The sequence below is a fragment of the Janibacter terrae genome (assembly GCF_039636765.1).
Classification (GTDB): domain Bacteria; phylum Actinomycetota; class Actinomycetes; order Actinomycetales; family Dermatophilaceae; genus Janibacter; species Janibacter terrae.
On the sequence record NZ_CP144167.1, the window covers coordinates 1,055,852 to 1,072,873 of the forward strand.

Sequence of the window (17,022 nt, forward strand, 5' to 3'; positions counted from 1 at the left end):
GGTCATCTTGATCACCGAACTCGCCTGGCTCCTCGTCGCCCTGCCGCTGCTCGGCGCCGTGCTGCTGCTCGTCGGCGGCCGGCTCACCGACTCCTTCGGCCCCCTGCTCGCGACTGCCCTGTCGTGGGGCTCCTTCCTCGTCGGTGCCGCGATCTTCGTGTCGATGCTCGCCTCGGACGCGGGGGAGCGGGCCTCCAGGGTCGAGCTGTACGACTGGGTGCCCGCCGGCTCGATCGACGTCACGGCCGGGCTGCTCGTCGACCCGCTGTCGATGGCCTTCGTCCTGCTCGTCACCTTCGTCGGCTCGCTCATCCACGTGTACTCGCTCGGGTACATGGAGCACGACCCGGACAAGCGGCGCTTCTTCGCCTACCTGAACCTCTTCGTGGCGTCGATGCTCCTGCTCGTCCTCGCCGACTCCTACCTGCTGCTCTTCGTCGGCTGGGAGGGCGTCGGCCTGGCCTCGTGGCTGCTCATCGGGTTCTGGAACCACAACCCGGCCTATGCGACCGCCGCCAACAAGGCCTTCGTCGCCAACCGCATCGGTGACGTCGGGCTGATCCTCGCGATGTCGATCATGTTCGCGACCTTCGGCACCGTGGACTACGCGGCCGTCGACGGCGCCGTCGGCGCCGCGGGCGAGGGCACGCTCACGGCGATCGGCCTGCTGCTCCTGCTCGGCGCCTGCGGCAAGTCCGCGCAGTTCCCCCTGCAGTCCTGGCTCGGGGACGCCATGGCCGGACCGACCCCGGTCTCGGCGCTCATCCACGCCGCGACGATGGTCACCGCCGGCGTCTACCTCGTCGTGCGCAGCCACCACATCTTCGACGCGGCCCCGAACGCGCAGCTCGCGGTCGTCGTCGTCGGCGCGATCACCCTCGTCTACGGGGCGATCGTCGGTTGCGCCAAGGACGACATGAAGAAGGCGCTGGCCGCCTCGACGATGAGCCAGATCGGCTACATGATGCTCGCGGCCGGGCTCGGCCCGGTCGGCTACGCCTTCGCGATCTTCCACCTCGTGACCCACGGCTTCTTCAAGGCCGGGATGTTCCTCGGTGCCGGCTCGGTCATGCACGGGATGGACGACCAGGTCGACATGCGTCGCTTCGGTGGCCTCTCGAGGCTGATGAAGATCACCTGGGTGACCTTCGGCCTGGGCTGGCTCGCGATCCTCGGGGTGCCCCCCTTCGCCGGCTTCTGGAGCAAGGACAAGATCATCGAGGCCGCCTTCGTCGGCGAGGGCTGGCGCCCGTGGGTCTTCGGTCTCACCGCCCTCATCGGCGCCGGCATCACGGCCTTCTACATGTCGCGGCTGTTCTTCATGACCTTCCACGGCAAGCGCCGCTGGACCGATGACGTGCACCCGCACGAGTCGCCGCTGACGATGACCATCCCGATGATGGTCCTCGCCGTCGGCTCGGCCTTCCTCGGTCTGGTCCTCGCGACCGTCGCCCCGATCTCGACCTGGCTCGAGCCGGTCCTCGGCCACGTGGAGCACCACGAGCCCGTCCTGCCGGTCCCGGTCATCATGGCGGGCACGCTGCTCGTCGTCGCCGTCGGCGCCGTGTGGGCCTGGCTGGTCTACGGCCGAGGTGAGGTCCCGCAGGTCGCTCCCGAGGGCAGCGCCCTCACGCGCGCAGCCCGTCGTGACCTCTACCAGGACGAGGCGAACGAGGTGCTCCTGCAGTGGCCCGGCATCGGCCTGACCCGCGGCCTGGTCTCCGTGGACGCCGACGGCGTCGACGGGGCCGGTGTCGGCGGGCTCTCCCGGTCGGTCCAGCGCAGCTCCGCGTGGTTGCGCCGCTCGCAGAACGGCTATGCCCGCTCCTACGCCCTGACGATGCTCTCCGGCGTCGTCGTCTTCCTCGCTGCCATGTGGGTGATGAACTGATGAACGACCTGCCCTGGCTCAGCCTGCTCATGGTGGTGCCGCTCACCGGCGCCGCTGTCGTGGCCGTGCTCCCTGCGAGCAGCGCGGCGCTGGCTCGCCCGATCGCCCTCGGGACATCGCTGCTCACCCTCCTGCTGGGCATCGTCGCTGCCGCGACGAGCTTCACGCGCGGGAGCACCGCGCAGTTCCAGATGGTCGAGCAGCACGAGTGGATCCCGCAGTTCGGCGTCAGCTACGCGCTGGGCGTCGACGGCATCTCGCTCGCGCTCATCCTCATGGCGCTCGTGCTCGTGCCCGTGTGCATCCTGGCCGCGTGGGACGACGTGCCCGAGGGAGGCGCCCGGCACAAGGGGTACTTCGCGCTGCTGCTGTCGCTGCTGCCCTTCATGATCGGCGTCTTCTCGGCGACCGACGTCTTCCTCTTCTACGTCTTCTTCGAGGCCATGCTCGTCCCGGTGTACTTCCTCATCGGGATGTACGGGGGCGCGCACCGCCAGGCCGCCGCGATGAAGTTCCTCCTCTTCTCCCTCGCGGGCGGGCTGATCATGCTCGTCGGTGTCATCGCGCTCTACATCCAGGGGCCCGGGGGTCCCGACGGCTTCCTGGTCGAGAGCCTCACCGGCCTGGGCATCGGCGGCGCCACCGAGCGCTGGCTCTTCGTCGCCTTCTTCATCGCCTTCGCGGTCAAGGCCCCGATGTGGCCGGTCCACACCTGGCTGCCGGACGCCGCGGCCGCCTCGAAGCCCGCCGTCGCGACGCTGCTCGTCGGCGTGCTCGACAAGGTCGGCACCTACGGGATGATCCGCTTCTGCCTCCAGCTCTTCCCGGAGGCCAGCCAGTGGGCGACCCCGGTCGTGGTGACGCTCGCCGTCTTCTCGATCCTCTACGGCGCGATCCTGGCCATCGGCCAGGCGGACATGATGCGCCTCATCGCCTTCACGTCGGTCAGCCACTTCGGCTTCATCGTCCTGGGCATCTTCGCCTTCACGTCCGTCTCCCAGGTCGGGGCCAACTTCTACATGGTCAACCACGGCTTCGCGACGGCTGGCCTCTTCCTCCTCGCCGGCATGCTGATCGCCCGGCGCGGCAGCCAGCGCATCGAGGACTACGGCGGCTGGCAGCGGGTCACCCCGGTGCTCGCCGGTTCCTTCCTCGTCGCGGGGCTCGCGACGCTGTCGCTGCCCGGCCTGTCGACCTTCGTCTCGGAGTTCCTCGTCATCGCCGGGTCGTGGCCGCGCTACCCGGTCGCCACCGCCTTCGCCGTCTGGGGCGTGGTGCTCGCAGCCCTCTACATCCTGCTCATGTACAAGCGGATCTTCACCGGCCCACCTCCCGTCGTGGGCGAGCCCGAGCTCCAGCCGGAGCCCGTCGGGGCCGTGGCGCAGCGGACCACCGGGTCCACGACCGTCGGGTCCCCGGCCGGCGACCTGCCGTACGTCCGGGCCGACCTCGACGAGGGCCGGCCCCCGGGTCGGCTCGCCGTCGCCGTGCGCGACCTCGACTGGCGGGAGAAGGCCGTCGTCGCCCCGCTCGTCGTGGCCCTCGTCGTGCTCGGGTTCTTCCCCAAGCCCGTCCTGGACACCCTCGACCCGGCGGTCGAGCGGACCCTCCAGATCGTCGGCATCACCGACACGGTCCCGTCCGTTCCGGCCGGCCCCACCGACGGCTCGACCTCCGGGAGTGACCACTGATGACCCTGCCCGTCCCCACGGCCTTCGAGGCCGTCGAGATCAGCTACTGGGCCCTCTCGCCGATGATCATCCTCCTCGTCGGGGGTTTCGTCGGGGTGCTCGTCGAGGCCTTCGCGCCGCGGTCCGTGCGGCACCTGACGCAGGTCGGGGTGGCGGTGCTGACGATCCTGCTGTCGTTCGCGGCGCTGCTCCTCATGACCGGTGACGAGATGGGCGTCACCGTCGGCGGGACCGTCGCCGTCGACGGGCCGACCCGCTTCATGCAGGGCACCCTGCTCGTCCTCGGCCTGCTGGGCCTGCTCGTCATGGCCGACCGGCTCGGCGGCGACACCGCCGATGCCTTCACGCCCATGGGTGCGGCCAGCCCGGGGTCGAGCCTCGAGGCGCAGGCCGCCCGCAAGGGGTGGTCGACGACCGAGGTCTTCCCGCTCGCGCTGTTCGCGCTGGCCGGCATGCTCCTCTTCCCGGCGTCCAACGACCTGCTGACGATGTTCGTCGCCCTGGAGCTGCTCTCCCTTCCCCTGTACCTCATGTCGGGCCTGGCCCGTCGCCGTCGGCTGCTCTCCCAGGAGGCGGCGCTCAAGTACTTCCTGCTCGGAGCCTTCTCCTCGGGCTTCTTCCTCTTCGGCGCGGCCCTCCTCTACGGCTACGCGGGCTCGATCGACCTCGCGGCGATCGCGCAGGCCGCGACCACCTCGACCGGCGAGTTCGAGGGGCTGCTGCTCCCGGGTGTCGTCATGGTGCTCGTCGGGCTGCTCTTCAAGGTCGGCGCCGTGCCCTTCCACTCGTGGACCCCGGACGTCTACCAGGGGGCTCCGACCCCGGTCACGGGCTTCATGGCCGCGTGCACCAAGGCGGCTGCCTTCGGCGCGCTGCTCCGCCTGGTGTACGTCGCCCTGGAGACCACCCGCTGGGAGTGGCGCACGGGCGTCATCGTCATCGCCGCCCTGACCATGGTCGTCGGCTCGGTGCTGTCGGTGACCCAGACCGACATCAAGCGGCTGCTGGCCTACAGCTCGATCGCGCACGCGGGGTTCATCATCGTCGCGCTGATCAGCTTCGACCGCTCGGCCGTCGAGGGTGTGCTCTTCTACGTCGTCACCTACGGCATCACGACGATCGCGGCCTTCGCCGTCGTCAACCTCGTCCGGGAGCGCGAGGCCGAGGCCACGCACCTGTCGCAGTGGGCCGGGCTGGGCCGCAACCACCCCTACCTCGCCGGGGCCTTCGCCCTCTTCATGCTCGCCTTCGCCGGGATCCCGCTGACCTCCGGCTTCACCGCCAAGGTCGCGGCCTTCCTCCCGGCGATCGAGCACGGTGGCCTGGCCGGGGTCGTGCTCGTGGTGATCGCGGTGCTCATGTCGGCGATCACTGCCTTCGTCTACATCCGGCTCATCGTCCTGATGTTCTTCACGGAGCCGAGCGGTGACGTGACCGCCGCCGCGCCCGCCACGTTGTCCCTCGTGGTCATCGGCGTCGGGGTGGTCGTTACGATCGTGCTCGGGATCTTCCCCGGGCCGCTCCTCGAGCTGGCCGAGCAGTCCAGCGTCTTCATCCCGAGGTGACCTCCGTGAGCAGCCCGACCCCGCCTGTCCTCGCCCTGCCCGGGGCCAGTGACGACCTGACCGCACGTCTGGGTGTTGGGCTGGAGCAGGTGGAGGCCCTGATCGTCGAGCGCACCCGCAACGAGGACGACTTCATCACCGAGGCCAACCTCCACCTGGCGCGGGCGGGCGGCAAGCGCTTCCGGCCGATGCTCACGATGCTCGTCGCGGAGCTCGGCGAGGGCATCAACGACCGGGTCGTCGCCGCCGCGGCGGGGGTGGAGCTGACCCACCTCGCGAGCCTGTACCACGACGACGTCATGGACGAGGCGGACCTGCGACGCGGGGCGCCGAGCGCCAACGCGCTGTACGACAACTCGACCGCGATCCTCGTCGGCGACCTGCTCTTCGGCACCGCCTCGGACATCATCGCCGACCTGGGCGCCGACGCAGTGAGGATCCAGGCGCGGACCTTCATCCGGCTGTGCTCCGGGCAGATCCGCGACGACCGTCCCTGCCCGCCGGGGCAGGACGCCCGGGAGTACTACCGGGGAGTCCTGGCGGACAAGACCGGCGTCCTCGTGGCCACCGCCGCGCGCTACGGCGCGATGTACAGCGGCTGCACGCCCGAGGTCGTCGAGCTGGTCACCGAGTACGGGGAGCGGCTCGGCATGGCCTTCCAGCTCGCCGACGACCTCATCGACATCTCGAGCGAGTCGGGGGAGACCGGCAAGACGCCCGGGACGGACCTGCGCGAGGGCAAGCGGACCCTGCCGGTCCTCAACGCCCTCGCCTCCGAGGACCCGGCCGACGCCGAGCTGCGCGAGCTGCTGACCTCCGACCTGCGCGAGCCCGAGCGGCTCGAGCGCGCCCTGGAGCTCCTGCGGCCGCACCGGGCGATGGCCGACGCCCGCGAGGAGACCCTCGCCGTCGGCCGGCAGGCCGTCGAGTCCCTCGCCCCGCTGCCCGACTCCGATGCCAAGGCTGCGCTCATCGCGCTCATGGAGGGCGTCGTCCACCGCGTCGGTTAGGCGCGGTCCACCCCCTTCGCCCTCGCCCGACCCTGCATTGCCCTAGGGGAATGCGCACCTGGCCGTGCATTGCCCTAGGGGAATGCGGGGTCAGAGCGGCTCGACGGGCTCCAGGGACTCGCACTCGTCCGGCGCCGGGCGACGCCGTCGGTGCGCGGTGCGCAGCGAGTCGACCGTCAGGCAGGCGAGCGCGACCCAGACGATCGCGAAGCCGACCCAACGCTCCGGGGCGAGGTGCTCGTCGAGCACGGTGACGCTCGTGATGAGCTGCAGCACCGGGGTGATGAACTGGATCAGGCCGATCGTCACGAGCGGGATGCGCCGGGCGGCCTCGGCGAAGAGCAGGAGCGGGACCGCCGTCACGATCCCGGCCGAGACGAGCAGCAGCGGGTGCCAGGGCGCGTCGACGGTGAAGGTCCCCTCGCCGGTCGCCGTCAACCACCACACGAGCCCGACGGCCGGAGGCAGCAGGAAGATCGTCTCGGCGGAGAGCGAGTGCAGCGCCGGCAGGGTGGCGCCCAGGCGCTTCTTGGTCAGGCCGTAGCCGCCGAAGGAGAGCGCCAGCGCGAGCGAGATCCACGGCAGGCCACCACCGGCGAGGGTGAGGTAGAGCGCGGCCACCGCGCCGATGCCGACCGCGACCCACTGGAGCGGGCGCAGGTGCTCGCGCAGCACGAGCACGCCGAGACCGACGGTGACGATCGGGTTGAGGAAGTAGCCGAGCGCCGCCTCGTTGGTGCGGCCGATGCCGACCGCGTAGACGTAGACGAACCAGTTGATGCCGATGAGGTAGGCGGCGATCCCGACGCCCAGGGCGAGGCGTCCCCGCAGCTGCCGCGCGAGCGCGACGAGCTCGTGCCGCAGCACCAGGACGACGAGGCACAGCACGAAGGTCCACAGGATCCGGTGGGCGAGGATCTCGCTGGCACCGGCGGGCAGCAGGGCGTGGAAGTACAGCGGGAAGGCGCCCCAGATGCCATAGGCGAGCCACGCCGCGAGGACGCCGCGGGCGTCGCGTTGAGGGGTCACCCGGCGAGGCTACCCCCGGCCCGGCGTGCGGTCAGGCGGGGATCTCGGCGACCGCGACGAAGTTGGCCCTGCGGTGCCCGTCCTCGCGGAAGCCCAGCTGGTCGTCGCAGGTGATCAGGACGATGCGCCGGGTGTCGGGGTTCGTGCCCCACACGTCCTCGCTCGTCGTCAGCGCCTCCTTGTCGACGATCCTCGTGGACGTGACCTCGAAGCGCAGCCGCACGCCGCCGGGGTAGCCGAGGACGACGCCGTCGCCCTTCGCCAGCTGCTCGAGGGCGGCGAAGGCGTCGGGCCGGCCCGAGGAGATCACGTGACCGGCGATGACCGTCGTGCCCTTCGCGCCGGGCTGCACGCGGTCGTACCCGGTGAACCAGATGACCTCGCCGGGGGAGGGGTTGACCTTGCCGCCGCGCAGGCCCTGGGGCTCGATCCGCGTGGAGAGGCCGACCGCGGGGATGCTCAGGGAGGTCGCGGCGGTCTCGGCGTCCGCGGCCCGGGTGCCCGCACGTGCCTCGGCGGCCGACTGCGGGGCGTCCTCGCCCTGCGTCACCCGCACGCTCGGGTCGGGCGCGACGGTCGCGGACGAGCTGCCCCCGGACGAAGGGGAGGTCCCGGGCCTCGCCGTGCCCTCACCGGCGCCGCCGCAGGCGGCGAGCGCGAGCGTGAGGGCGGCGGCTGCCGCGCTGCGCCCCGGGCGGCGCGGGAGGGTCATGTGGTTCACCTTGTCATGCGCGGTGGGCCGCCCGCGACAGTCGCGGACGGCCCACCCGGTGGTGCGTCGGATCAGGCCTTCGTGGACCGGGCGGCCTTGCCCTTGCCCTTGCCCGCGGAGGGGCTCTGCGGCCAGATCATGATGACCGCGGGGCGCGGCTGGGTGTTGCCCCGGTAGGGGAAGGTGCTCTTGACGTTGGTCGTCGAGGCGCCGTCGTCCTCGCCCGGGTGCTGGACCGCGGCGAAGACGACCCGCTCGTCCCACTCGATGAGCGGGCCGCAGCACTCGGAGAAGGCGGGGACGGAGAGGAACTGCTGCAGGTGCCCCTTGTGCTCGCCCTCGAGCGGCATGAGGTACATGCCGTCGCAGCTGCCGAGGGCGTTGCCGTCGGTCGCGATCCACAGGTTGCCCTCGCCGTCGAAGGCCACGTTGTCCGGGCACGAGATGGCGCTGACCTCGGACTTGTCGTAGCCGTTGAAGTACGTCTGCGGGTCGCTCGGGTCACCGCAGACGAGGACGAGCTTCCAGTCGAAGCCGGCCACGGTGTGGTCGCCACCCCGGGGCGTGATCTCGAGGACCTGGCCGTGCTTGTTGTTGGCCCGGGGGTTCACCTCGTCGACCTGCGCGGGGGCGCGCCTGGAGTTGTTGGTGAGCGCGGCGTAGACGCGGCCGTTGACGGGGTTGACCTCGACGTCCTCGGGGCGGTCCATCTTGGTCGGGCTGACCGCGTCGGCCGCCAGGCGGGTGTGGACGAGGACCTCCTCGAGGGTGAACCCGTCGACGGCGGACCGGCCGTCGACGACGAGCGGCAGCCACTCCCCGTCGCCGTCGTGGATCCCGTCGACCGAGCCGTTGCCGTTGAACTTGGCGACGTAGAGGTCACCCTCGTCCAGGAGGGCGTGGTTGCCCGCAGCATCGCCCTCGACGTAGGTCCTCGAGGAGACGAACTTGTACATGTAGTCGAAGCGCTCGTCGTCACCCATGTAGACGACGACGCGGCCGTCACCCGCGACCGTGACATTGGCGCCCTCGTGCTTGAAGCGGCCCAGCGCGGTCAGCTTGCGCGGGGTGCTCGACGCGTCGAAAGGGTCGACCTCGACGATCCAGCCGTGGCGGTTGGCCTCGTTGGGCTCGCGGGTGAGGTCGAAACGCGGGTCGAGCCGGTCCCAGTCGTGCTGGGCCCGGTTGCCGCTGGCGAGGCCGTAGCGGGCGGCGGCGCGACCGGCGCGGTCGTCGCTCGGGGCGGCCGGCTGGGTGAAGTAGAAGTTGAAGTTCTCCTCGCCGGACAGGACGGTGCCCCACGGCGTCGTGCCCCCGGCGCAGTTGCCGAAGGTGCCCAGCGGCGTCGTGCCGGCGGGGTCGGCCGAGGTCTTGACGAGGTCGTGGCCGCGGACGGGGCCGGCGAAGGTGAACGGCGTCTGGGCCGTGATGCGGCGGTTGAGCGGAGCGCCCTGGGTGTACGTCCACTTGCTGTTGGGGTTCTTGCGGGTGATCTCGACGACCGTCATGCCGTGGGCGTTGAGGGTGATGCCGACCTGGTCGTCGGTGAGTGCGTCGGCGCTGGTGTAGCCGGCGAACATCAGCTCGTTGTTGGTGTACTCGTTGTTGACGACGAGGACGGCCCGGTTGGCGCTGCCGTGGCGCAGGACCCCGACGTAGTCGCAGTTGTAGCCCATCTGGCCGGCCTGGGCGGCGGCGGTCTGGTGGTCGAAGTCGAACGCCGGGGCGCCCTTGAGGATGGGGTCACCCCACGCGATGATCGGGGCCCACTGGAAGCCCTCCGGGACGACGACCTCGTCGACACCCGCGGGGACCGCGTCGATCGGCTCGAAGCCGAAGGGCGCCTTCTTGCCGGTCGGGGCGGCGGTGGCGGCAGCGGCGGGCTGGGCGAACGAGGTCGCGGCGACGGTCGTCAGGCCCGCGACGGCCGCGGTGGCGCCGCCGGCCTTGAGGACGGAGCGGCGCGACGCGGCGACGACGTCGCCGAAGTACGCGTTGTCCGTGGAGTTGGGGACCGGCTGGCTGCAGGCGTCCCCGCACTTCCAGGTGCACGTGGCGGCCGAGCGGCCGCCGTCGCGGTGCCCGCCGGCGAGCGGCAGCATCGTGCGGTCGTTGCGGGGTGGGGTCATGGTGCTCTCTCCTCCTGGGGCCCTGACCGCCTCGCGGGCAGGGGTGGTGCGCGGACCTCCGCAACCTAGGGAGGCCGGGGACCCGCCGGGCGGCATCGACATGACGAGCAGGTGACGGGCAGTCGAACGCTGGTCCCCGCTCGGTGACCCGCGGGTCACGTGGCGGGGTGAGCACCGCCGAGACCCGGCACCGGGTGACGAAGGGGAGGTCCGCCCCCTTCGCCGTCGTCGACCTCGACCCGTGACCCTCCGAGGAGCGACGAGCGGGCCCTCTGCATTGCCCTAGGGGAATGCAGAGGGCCCGCTCGTCGTACCGGGGTCGAAGGGGGAGTGCCGGGTCAGCCCTCGACGGTCCAGGTGTCCTTGCCGTCGAGCAGGGCCTGCAGGTCGTCGTCGGTGGCGGGGCCACCGGCGAGCTCGACCGCGGACTCGACCTGGGCGCGGGTCTGGTCGTCGTAGGTCGGTCGGGAGACCGCGCGGAAGATGCCCATCGGCACGTGGGTCATCGACTCGGAGTCCAGGCGGCTGATGGAGAAGGCCTGGCTGGGGTCGGTCAGCGTGACGTCGTGGACGACCACGTGGTCGGCGAGGCCCTGCTCCGTGACCTCGGCCTCGGCGACGAAGCGCACCGAGCCGCCCTCGCCGCGCACGAGCAGCTCGCGCTCGCCGTCCTCGCCGATGGCCACCGGCTCACCGTCGCGCAGGTGGACCAGACGGGCCTTCTGCTGCTCGACGTCCTTGATGAGCTCGAAGGCGCCGTCGTTGAAGATCGGGCAGTTCTGGTAGATCTCGACGATCGAGGTCCCACGGTGCGCGGCAGCCGCCTTGAGCACCTCGGTGAGGTGCTTGCGGTCGGAGTCCATGGTCCGCGCGACGAAGGTGCCCTCGGCGCCCAGCGCGAGCGAGATCGGGTTGAAGGGGGCGTCGACGCTGCCCATCGGCGAGGACTTGGTGACCAGGCCGGGCTGCGACGTCGGGGAGTACTGCCCCTTGGTCAGGCCGTAGATGCGGTTGTTGAAGAGCAGGATCGTCATGTTGACGTTGCGTCGCATCGCGTGGATCAGGTGGTTGCCGCCGATGGACAGGGCGTCGCCGTCACCCGTGACGACCCACACCGACAGGTCCGGGCGGCTGGTCGCCAGCCCGGTCGCGATCGCCGGCGCGCGGCCGTGGATCGAGTGCATGCCGTAGGTGTCGAGGTAGTACGGGAAGCGTGAGGAGCAGCCGATGCCGGAGACGAAGGTGATGTTCTCCCTGCGCAGGCCGAGCTCGGGCAGGAAGCCCTGGACCGCCGCGAGGATCGCGTAGTCACCGCAGCCGGGGCACCAGCGGACCTCCTGGTCGGAGGCGAAGTCCTTGCGGGTCTGCTTCTCGCCGTCGGGCAGCGTGGGGACACCCTCGGTGCCGGACGCGACCGTGGGGATGCCGAGATCGATGCTCATGCCGAAACCTCCTGGAGGGCTGCGTCGATGACCTCGGCCAGGTCGGCGACCTTGAAGGGCAGGCCGCGGACCGAGGTGTGGGAGCGGACGTCGACGAGGTACTTCGCGCGCAGCAGCATCGCCAGCTGCCCGAGGTTCATCTCGGGGACGATGACGCGGTCGTAGGCACGCAGGACCTCACCGGTGTTCGCCGGGAAGGGGTTGAGGTGGCGCAGGTGCGCGTGGGCGACGGACTGGCCGGCCGCCCGCAGGCGGCGCACCGCGGCGAGGTTGGGGCCGTAGGTCGAGCCCCAGCCGAGGACGAGGACCCTGGCGTCGCCGCTCGGGTCGTCGACGACGAGGTCGCCGATCCCATCGGCAACCTTGGCGACCTTTTCAGCGCGCGTGCGGACCATGAGGTCGTGGTTGTCCGGGTCGTAGGAGATGTTGCCCGTGACCGAGTCCTTCTCGATGCCACCGATGCGGTGCTCCAGCCCGGGGGTGCCCGGCACCGCCCACGGGCGGGCGAGGGTCTCCTCGTCCCGGACGTAGGGGTGGAAGACGGGGTTGCCCTTGGCGTCCTCGCCGTTGGGCTCGGTGGCCAGCTCGACGGGGAAGGAGGGCAGCGAGTCGACGGAGGGGACCTGCCAGGGCTCGGAGCCGTTGGCGAGGTAGCCGTCGGACAGGAGGAAGACCGGCGTGCGGTAGACCGTCGCGATGCGCACGGCCTCCAGGGCCGCGTCGAAGCAGTCGGCGGAGGTCTGCGGCGCGATGATCGGCACCGGCGACTCGCCGTTGCGGCCGAACATCGCCTGGAGCAGGTCGGACTGCTCGGTCTTGGTCGGCAGGCCGGTGCTCGGACCGCCGCGCTGCACGTCGACGATGACGAGCGGCAGCTCCAGGCTCACGGCCAGGCCGATCGTCTCGGACTTCAGGGCGACGCCGGGGCCGGAGGTCGTCGTCACGCCGACGGACCCGCCGAAGGAGGCGCCGAGCGCGATGCCGATGCCGGCGATCTCGTCCTCGGCCTGCAGGGTCGTCACGCCGTGGCGCTTGTACGCCGACAAGGCGTGCAGGATGTCGCTCGCCGGGGTGATCGGGTAGGAGCCGAGCACGAGCGGGCGGCCCGCGCGGTGGGCGCCGGCGACGAGGCCGAGGGACAGCGCGGCGTTGCCGGTGATGTTGCGGTAGGTGCCGGGGGGTGTCGGGGCGGCGGCGACGGTGAAGGGGACGGCGAAGTCCTCGGTCGTCTCCCCGTAGTTCCAGCCGGCACGCAGGGCGGCGAGGTTGGCGGCGAGGATGTCCGGCTTGGCGCCGAACTTGCCCGCGAGGAAGTCCTCGGTGGCCTGCGTCGGGCGGGAGTACATCCACGACAGCAGGCCGAGGGCGAACATGTTCTTCGCCCGCTCCTTCTCCTTGCGCGTCAGCGAGCTGAACTCGGCGAGCGCCTCGACGGTGATCGAGGTGAGCGGCAGCGCGTGCACGTGCCACGACTCGAGCGTGTCGTCATCGAGCGGGCTGGTGCTCCAGCCGACCTTCTTGAGGTTGCGGGTGGAGAACTCGTCGGTGTTGACGATGATCGTCGCGCCGCGGGGGACGTCGGAGAGGTTGGCCTTGAGCGCGGCCGGGTTCATGGCGACCAGCACGTCGGGGGCGTCGCCCGGGGTGAGGATGTCCCAGCTCGCGAAGTGCAGCTGGAAGGAGCTGACCCCCGGGATCGTCCCCTGGGGGGCACGGATCTCGGCCGGGAAGTTCGGCAGCGTCGACAGGTCGTTGCCCAGGGCCGCGCTGTCCGCGGTGAACCGGTCTCCCGTCAGCTGCATCCCGTCGCCCGAGTCACCGGCGAAGCGGATGATGACGCGGTCCTTGGCCTGGGTCGTCGCTGTGCTGCTCATGGTGGGTGGTCGTGCCCCTATGCAGGTCGGTCGTGTCGAGGAGATCCCCCCGGTCTCCTCCCATGGTAAGGCGGACCTGCCCGGTGTCTGTAGTTGGTCACGTTATGAGATGGATAACGCCGCGTTATGCAAAGCGCGCCTGGCCCTCGGCGACCTCGAGCCGCAGCGCATCGCCGGGCGCCAGCCCGCGCAGCCGCGGCAGGAGCAGCTCGACGACGGTCGCGGGCTGGTGGTGCATCGGCTTGGTCTCCGGGTGCGGGTGGTAGACGAGTCCCTCGACCCGCTCGCCCCGGCGCGTCACCGCGCACTCGACGAAGGAGAAGGTCTCCGCCGGGTGCACGTCGGTCCACCGCACGTCCGCGAACGTCCACCGCGGCTCCTCGAGCACGAGCCGCAGCGGGGCGAGGTCGACGTTGACGGTCGCCATGACGAAGGGGGTGAGGTCCAGCCCTCGTGCCGCGAGGTGCGGGGCCTGGAGCTCGATCGTCCCGGCGGCGAAGGGGGAGTCGGCCGCCCGGCCGGAGGCGACCCCGTGACCGGCGACGACGACCCCCTTCGCCCCCGGGCCGCTCACCTGACGAGCTGGGGCGTGAGCGGCGGGGTCCACCACTCGCCGTTGTTGGCCTTGATCGCGCCCACGACGTGGATGACGGTCGCGGCGACGATGACGAGCGGGTAGGTGAGGAAGCCGATGAGCACGAGCATGAGCACGCTCGAGACGATGAGCAGGATCGCGGTGATGATCTGCACGTTGAGGCTGTTGGCGGCGTGCTGGCGCACGAAGGGCCCGCGGTCCTTGTAGATCAGGTAGATGACGAGCGAGCCGACGAAGCCCAGGGTGCCGGCGCTCAGCGGGAGCAGGATCGCCGGCACGAGGTGCGCCAGCATCCCGAGGTTGCGCTCCTCGCTCGGGCCGAGCGCCTGCTGGGCGTACTGCGGGGGGTTCGGGTGCTGCGGGTGCTCGCTCACGGGGTCCTCCTGTGTGGGTCGTTGCCCTCGACTCTGCCCCGTCGGCGCAGCCGGATCCATCCGGGGCGCCGCCGGGCCGAAGGGGGGACATCCCCCCTTCGGCCGGCGGTGGCGCGGTGGTGCGGTGGTGCGGTCAGGCCGCCTCGACGCCGTCCGGCAGGACGGTGGGTCCGGGCTTGCCGGACGTGCCGCGGCTGGTCTTGCCGTTGATGTCCTTCGTCGACTGGGCGAGGGTGATCGTCGCGTGGGCGATCGCGTCGCTCATGATGTCGAGGGCATCCATGTTGACGTTGGTGATGTCGTCGGCGGGGGTGTGGTAGTTCGGGTCGTAGATGACGCCGGCCTCACCGCCGAACATCTCGACCTCCTCCGGGGTCTTGGTCCCGTCGGCGCCGGTGAAGAGGCCGGAGGCCGGGACGCCCGCGGAGATGAAGGCCGAGTAGTCGCTGCGACCGGAGAACTCGGTGTCCACCCACGGCTGGCCGTCGGCGTCGAAGTAGTCGGTGAAGACCTGCTCCGTCGCCGCCGAGCCGGCCGGCACCTCGACCGGGGCCTCGTAGGTCGACTCGTTCGCGTCGTACACACCGATGATGTGGTTGGGCGAGGCGATCATGTCGAAGTTGAGGTACGTCGCGATGTCGTCGAGCGCGGCCGGGTCGTTCTCCTGCAGGTCGGCGACGTAGTGCTCCGACCCCAGCAGACCGAGCTCCTCGGCGCCCCACCAGGCGAAGCGGACCTTGTTGTTGAGCTTGTTGACCTTGCCGAGCTGGACGGCGGTCTCGAGGATGCCGGCCGAGCCGGACCCGTTGTCGTTGATGCCGGGGCCGTCGTGGACGCTGTCGAGGTGCGCGCCGAGCATGACGACGTTGTCGTCGCGGCCGGTCCGGGTCTCGGCGAGGACGTTGAAGGTCTGGCGCTCCTCCAGGGTCTTGGTGAGGACCATCTTCATCGTCACCGGGCCGTTGGCCATCTTGGCCAGGAGCGCCTGGCCCTCCGCCTGCGTCACACCGGTGGCGGGGGCGCCCGCCGGGTCGACACCGCCGAGCGTGCCGTTGAGGGTGCCTGTGGTGTTGTTGTAGATGATCACGGCGTCGGCGCCGGCGGCCTTGGCCGCGACCGCCTTCTGCGCGAAGGAGCACTCACCACGGCTGACGAGCGCGATCTTGTCGACGACGTCGGCGCCGGCGTAGTCGCCGTCGGTGCAGCCGATCGCGGTGGTCGGTGCCGCGAGCTCGGCGGTGACCCCCTCCGCGGGCGTCGGCTGGCTGTAGGACATCGGCACGCCGTCGACGGTGCGCGCGTCGGGGGAGATCTCCTCCAGGCTCGAGGTGTGCACCTCCTCGTAGATGAAGGAGAAGTTCTGCCGCTCCGTCGTGTACCCGGCGTCCCGCAGGGTCTGCTCGACGTAGCGGGCACTCGCCTCGTAGCCGGACGTCCCGGCGCCGCGGTTGCCGTCGTTGGCGTCCGCGATGGCCTGGAGCTGCTCGAGGTGCTCGTGGACGTTGTCCACGGTGACGGCCTGCGTCATCTTCTTGCTGTTGTTCGGGTTGACTGCCTGGGCCGGGCTGCTGGCGAGGGTGGTGATCGCCAGGGCAGCGGTCGCGGCGGCCGCGGTAGCGGCGGCGGTACGTGATCGCACGATGGTGTCCTCCGGTCGGCCGGGAGGCGCCGTTGCCCCCCGGTGTCCGAGTGAACCTAGGGCCCCACGACGCGCAACGGGGCTTTACGCGACGCCATGTCGGCGGGCGGCGCGGATAGGGTGCGGACGTGGATGGTTACCTCGTCGTCGCCGGGACGCTCGCCGTGGGCGTGCTCCTCGTCGTGGCCGCGTACACCGCCCGCCGCCTGCTCGCCCCCTCCGCCCCGACCCGCGCCAAGCTGACGACCTACGAGTCCGGTGTCGACCCGGTCGGGCAGGACTGGGCGCAGACCCGCGTCCGCTACCTCACCTACGCCTTCCTCTACGTGGTCTTCGCCGTCGACGCGGTCTACCTCTTCCCGTGGGCCCTCGTCCTGCGCTCCGACCTCGGCCCGATCAGCCTGCTCGAGGTCGCGATCTTCATCGGCGTCGTCCTGCTCGGTCTCGTGCACGCGCTGCGGCGCGGCCTGCTGCGGTGGACGTGAGGCCATGACGACCGACCTGCCGATGCCGCGCGTGGGGGCCGTGGGCGCCCATGCACCCAAGCCGATGAAGGTCGTCCTCAACTGGGGTCGGCGCTACTCGCTGTGGGTCTTCAACTTCGGGCTCGCCTGCTGCGCCATCGAGTTCATCGCTGCCTCCATGGCCCGGCACGACTTCATCCGGCTGGGGGTCATCCCCTTCGCCCCCGGTCCGCGGCAGGCGGACCTCATGGTCGTCTCCGGCACCGTCACCGACAAGATGGCGCCGGCGATCCGCCGCCTCTACGACCAGATGCCGGAGCCGAAGTACGTCATCTCCTTCGGCGCCTGCTCCAACTCCGGTGGCCCGTACTGGGACAGCTACTCGGTGACCAAGGGCGTCGACCAGCTCGTCCCCGTCGACGTCTACGTCCCGGGCTGCCCGCCGCGCCCGGAGGCGCTGCTCCACGGCATCCTCACCCTCCAGGACCACATCGCCGCCGAGTCGCTCTCGACCGGCGCCCTGCGCGCGCGCTACGCGGGCCACCGCACGGCCGGGGCGGGCGAGGTCCGTCGCGGCCTGCTGCGTCGTCCGACGAAGGGGGGCTGA

At 71.0% G+C, this 17,022-nt stretch carries 14 protein-coding genes; 6 read left to right on the forward strand and 8 right to left on the reverse strand.

Features of this window, described 5'->3' with window-relative positions:
* Positions 1–7: 7 nt before the first annotated feature.
* The 4 genes from nuoL to V3C34_RS05335 are packed head-to-tail and all read left to right on the forward strand — an operon-like array spanning position 8 to position 6,157.
* The gene (gene nuoL / locus V3C34_RS05320; RefSeq protein ID WP_068326283.1) at positions 8–1,891 is read left to right on the forward strand and encodes an NADH-quinone oxidoreductase subunit L; all 1,884 of its coding nucleotides are present in this window, start codon (positions 8–10) and stop codon (positions 1,889–1,891) included.
* A complete protein-coding gene (locus tag V3C34_RS05325; protein WP_346008264.1) occupies positions 1,891–3,582 on the forward strand; it encodes an NADH-quinone oxidoreductase subunit M in 1,692 nt (563 codons plus the stop codon). Before nuoL ends, V3C34_RS05325 begins: the two co-directional genes overlap by 1 nt.
* Positions 3,582–5,147 (forward strand): NADH-quinone oxidoreductase subunit NuoN, encoded by a 1,566-nt coding sequence (nuoN, locus tag V3C34_RS05330; protein WP_068326278.1) that lies wholly within the window; start codon positions 3,582–3,584, stop codon positions 5,145–5,147. Before V3C34_RS05325 ends, nuoN begins: the two co-directional genes overlap by 1 nt.
* 5 nt (positions 5,148–5,152) lie before the next feature.
* The gene (locus V3C34_RS05335) at positions 5,153–6,157 is read left to right on the forward strand and encodes a polyprenyl synthetase family protein (RefSeq protein ID WP_068329087.1); all 1,005 of its coding nucleotides are present in this window, start codon (positions 5,153–5,155) and stop codon (positions 6,155–6,157) included.
* A 90-nt stretch (positions 6,158–6,247) separates the two neighbouring features.
* Here the strand turns inward: V3C34_RS05335 and rarD are convergent, their stop codons facing one another.
* The 8 genes from rarD to V3C34_RS05375 all read right to left on the reverse strand — a co-directional run bounded on the left by rarD (position 6,248) and on the right by V3C34_RS05375 (position 15,951).
* The gene (rarD, locus tag V3C34_RS05340) at positions 6,248–7,186 is read right to left on the reverse strand and encodes an EamA family transporter RarD (RefSeq protein WP_068326275.1); all 939 of its coding nucleotides are present in this window, start codon (positions 7,184–7,186) and stop codon (positions 6,248–6,250) included.
* 31 nt (positions 7,187–7,217) lie between these two features.
* A complete protein-coding gene (locus V3C34_RS05345) occupies positions 7,218–7,898 on the reverse strand; it encodes a class F sortase (protein WP_346008265.1) in 681 nt (226 codons plus the stop codon).
* A gap of 71 nt (positions 7,899–7,969) precedes the next feature.
* Positions 7,970–10,027, reverse strand: coding sequence for a PhoX family phosphatase (locus V3C34_RS05350; protein WP_346008266.1), 2,058 nt, complete (start codon positions 10,025–10,027; stop codon positions 7,970–7,972).
* Positions 10,028–10,365: 338 nt separating this feature from the next.
* Positions 10,366–11,469, reverse strand: a complete 1,104-nt coding sequence (locus V3C34_RS05355) for a 2-oxoacid:ferredoxin oxidoreductase subunit beta (RefSeq protein WP_068326251.1) — start codon at positions 11,467–11,469, stop codon at positions 10,366–10,368.
* Positions 11,466–13,343: a 2-oxoacid:acceptor oxidoreductase subunit alpha gene (locus tag V3C34_RS05360; RefSeq protein WP_068425607.1), complete on the reverse strand. Its 1,878-nt coding sequence runs from the start codon at positions 13,341–13,343 to the stop codon at positions 11,466–11,468. The genes V3C34_RS05355 and V3C34_RS05360 overlap by 4 nt, the downstream gene beginning before the upstream one ends.
* 124 nt (positions 13,344–13,467) lie before the next feature.
* Positions 13,468–13,917, reverse strand: coding sequence for a hypothetical protein (locus tag V3C34_RS05365; RefSeq protein WP_068425604.1), 450 nt, complete (start codon positions 13,915–13,917; stop codon positions 13,468–13,470).
* The gene (locus V3C34_RS05370) at positions 13,914–14,312 is read right to left on the reverse strand and encodes a DUF4870 domain-containing protein (RefSeq protein ID WP_346008267.1); all 399 of its coding nucleotides are present in this window, start codon (positions 14,310–14,312) and stop codon (positions 13,914–13,916) included. The genes V3C34_RS05365 and V3C34_RS05370 overlap by 4 nt, the downstream gene beginning before the upstream one ends.
* Before the next feature lie 133 nt (positions 14,313–14,445).
* Positions 14,446–15,951: a M28 family metallopeptidase gene (locus V3C34_RS05375; protein ID WP_245634822.1), complete on the reverse strand. Its 1,506-nt coding sequence runs from the start codon at positions 15,949–15,951 to the stop codon at positions 14,446–14,448.
* Positions 15,952–16,079: 128 nt separating this feature from the next.
* On the opposite strand from V3C34_RS05375, the gene V3C34_RS05380 reads away from it, so the two are divergent.
* The gene (locus V3C34_RS05380; protein WP_068425597.1) at positions 16,080–16,436 is read left to right on the forward strand and encodes an NADH-quinone oxidoreductase subunit A; all 357 of its coding nucleotides are present in this window, start codon (positions 16,080–16,082) and stop codon (positions 16,434–16,436) included.
* Positions 16,437–16,440: 4 nt separating this feature from the next.
* Positions 16,441–17,022, forward strand: coding sequence for an NADH-quinone oxidoreductase subunit B (locus V3C34_RS05385; RefSeq protein ID WP_068425593.1), 582 nt, complete (start codon positions 16,441–16,443; stop codon positions 17,020–17,022).

Coding starts and splice junctions, on each gene's coding strand:
- V3C34_RS05325 (WP_346008264.1), top strand. CDS start 1,891: ATGAACGACCTGCCCTGGCTCAGCCTGCTCATGGTGGTGCCGCTCACC.
- nuoN (WP_068326278.1), top strand. CDS start 3,582: ATGACCCTGCCCGTCCCCACGGCCTTCGAGGCCGTCGAGATCAGCTAC.
- V3C34_RS05345 (WP_346008265.1), bottom strand. CDS start 7,898: ATGACCCTCCCGCGCCGCCCGGGGCGCAGCGCGGCAGCCGCCGCCCTC.
- V3C34_RS05350 (WP_346008266.1), bottom strand. CDS start 10,027: ATGACCCCACCCCGCAACGACCGCACGATGCTGCCGCTCGCCGGCGGG.
- V3C34_RS05355 (WP_068326251.1), bottom strand. CDS start 11,469: ATGAGCATCGATCTCGGCATCCCCACGGTCGCGTCCGGCACCGAGGGT.
- V3C34_RS05360 (WP_068425607.1), bottom strand. CDS start 13,343: ATGAGCAGCACAGCGACGACCCAGGCCAAGGACCGCGTCATCATCCGC.
- V3C34_RS05385 (WP_068425593.1), top strand. CDS start 16,441: ATGACGACCGACCTGCCGATGCCGCGCGTGGGGGCCGTGGGCGCCCAT.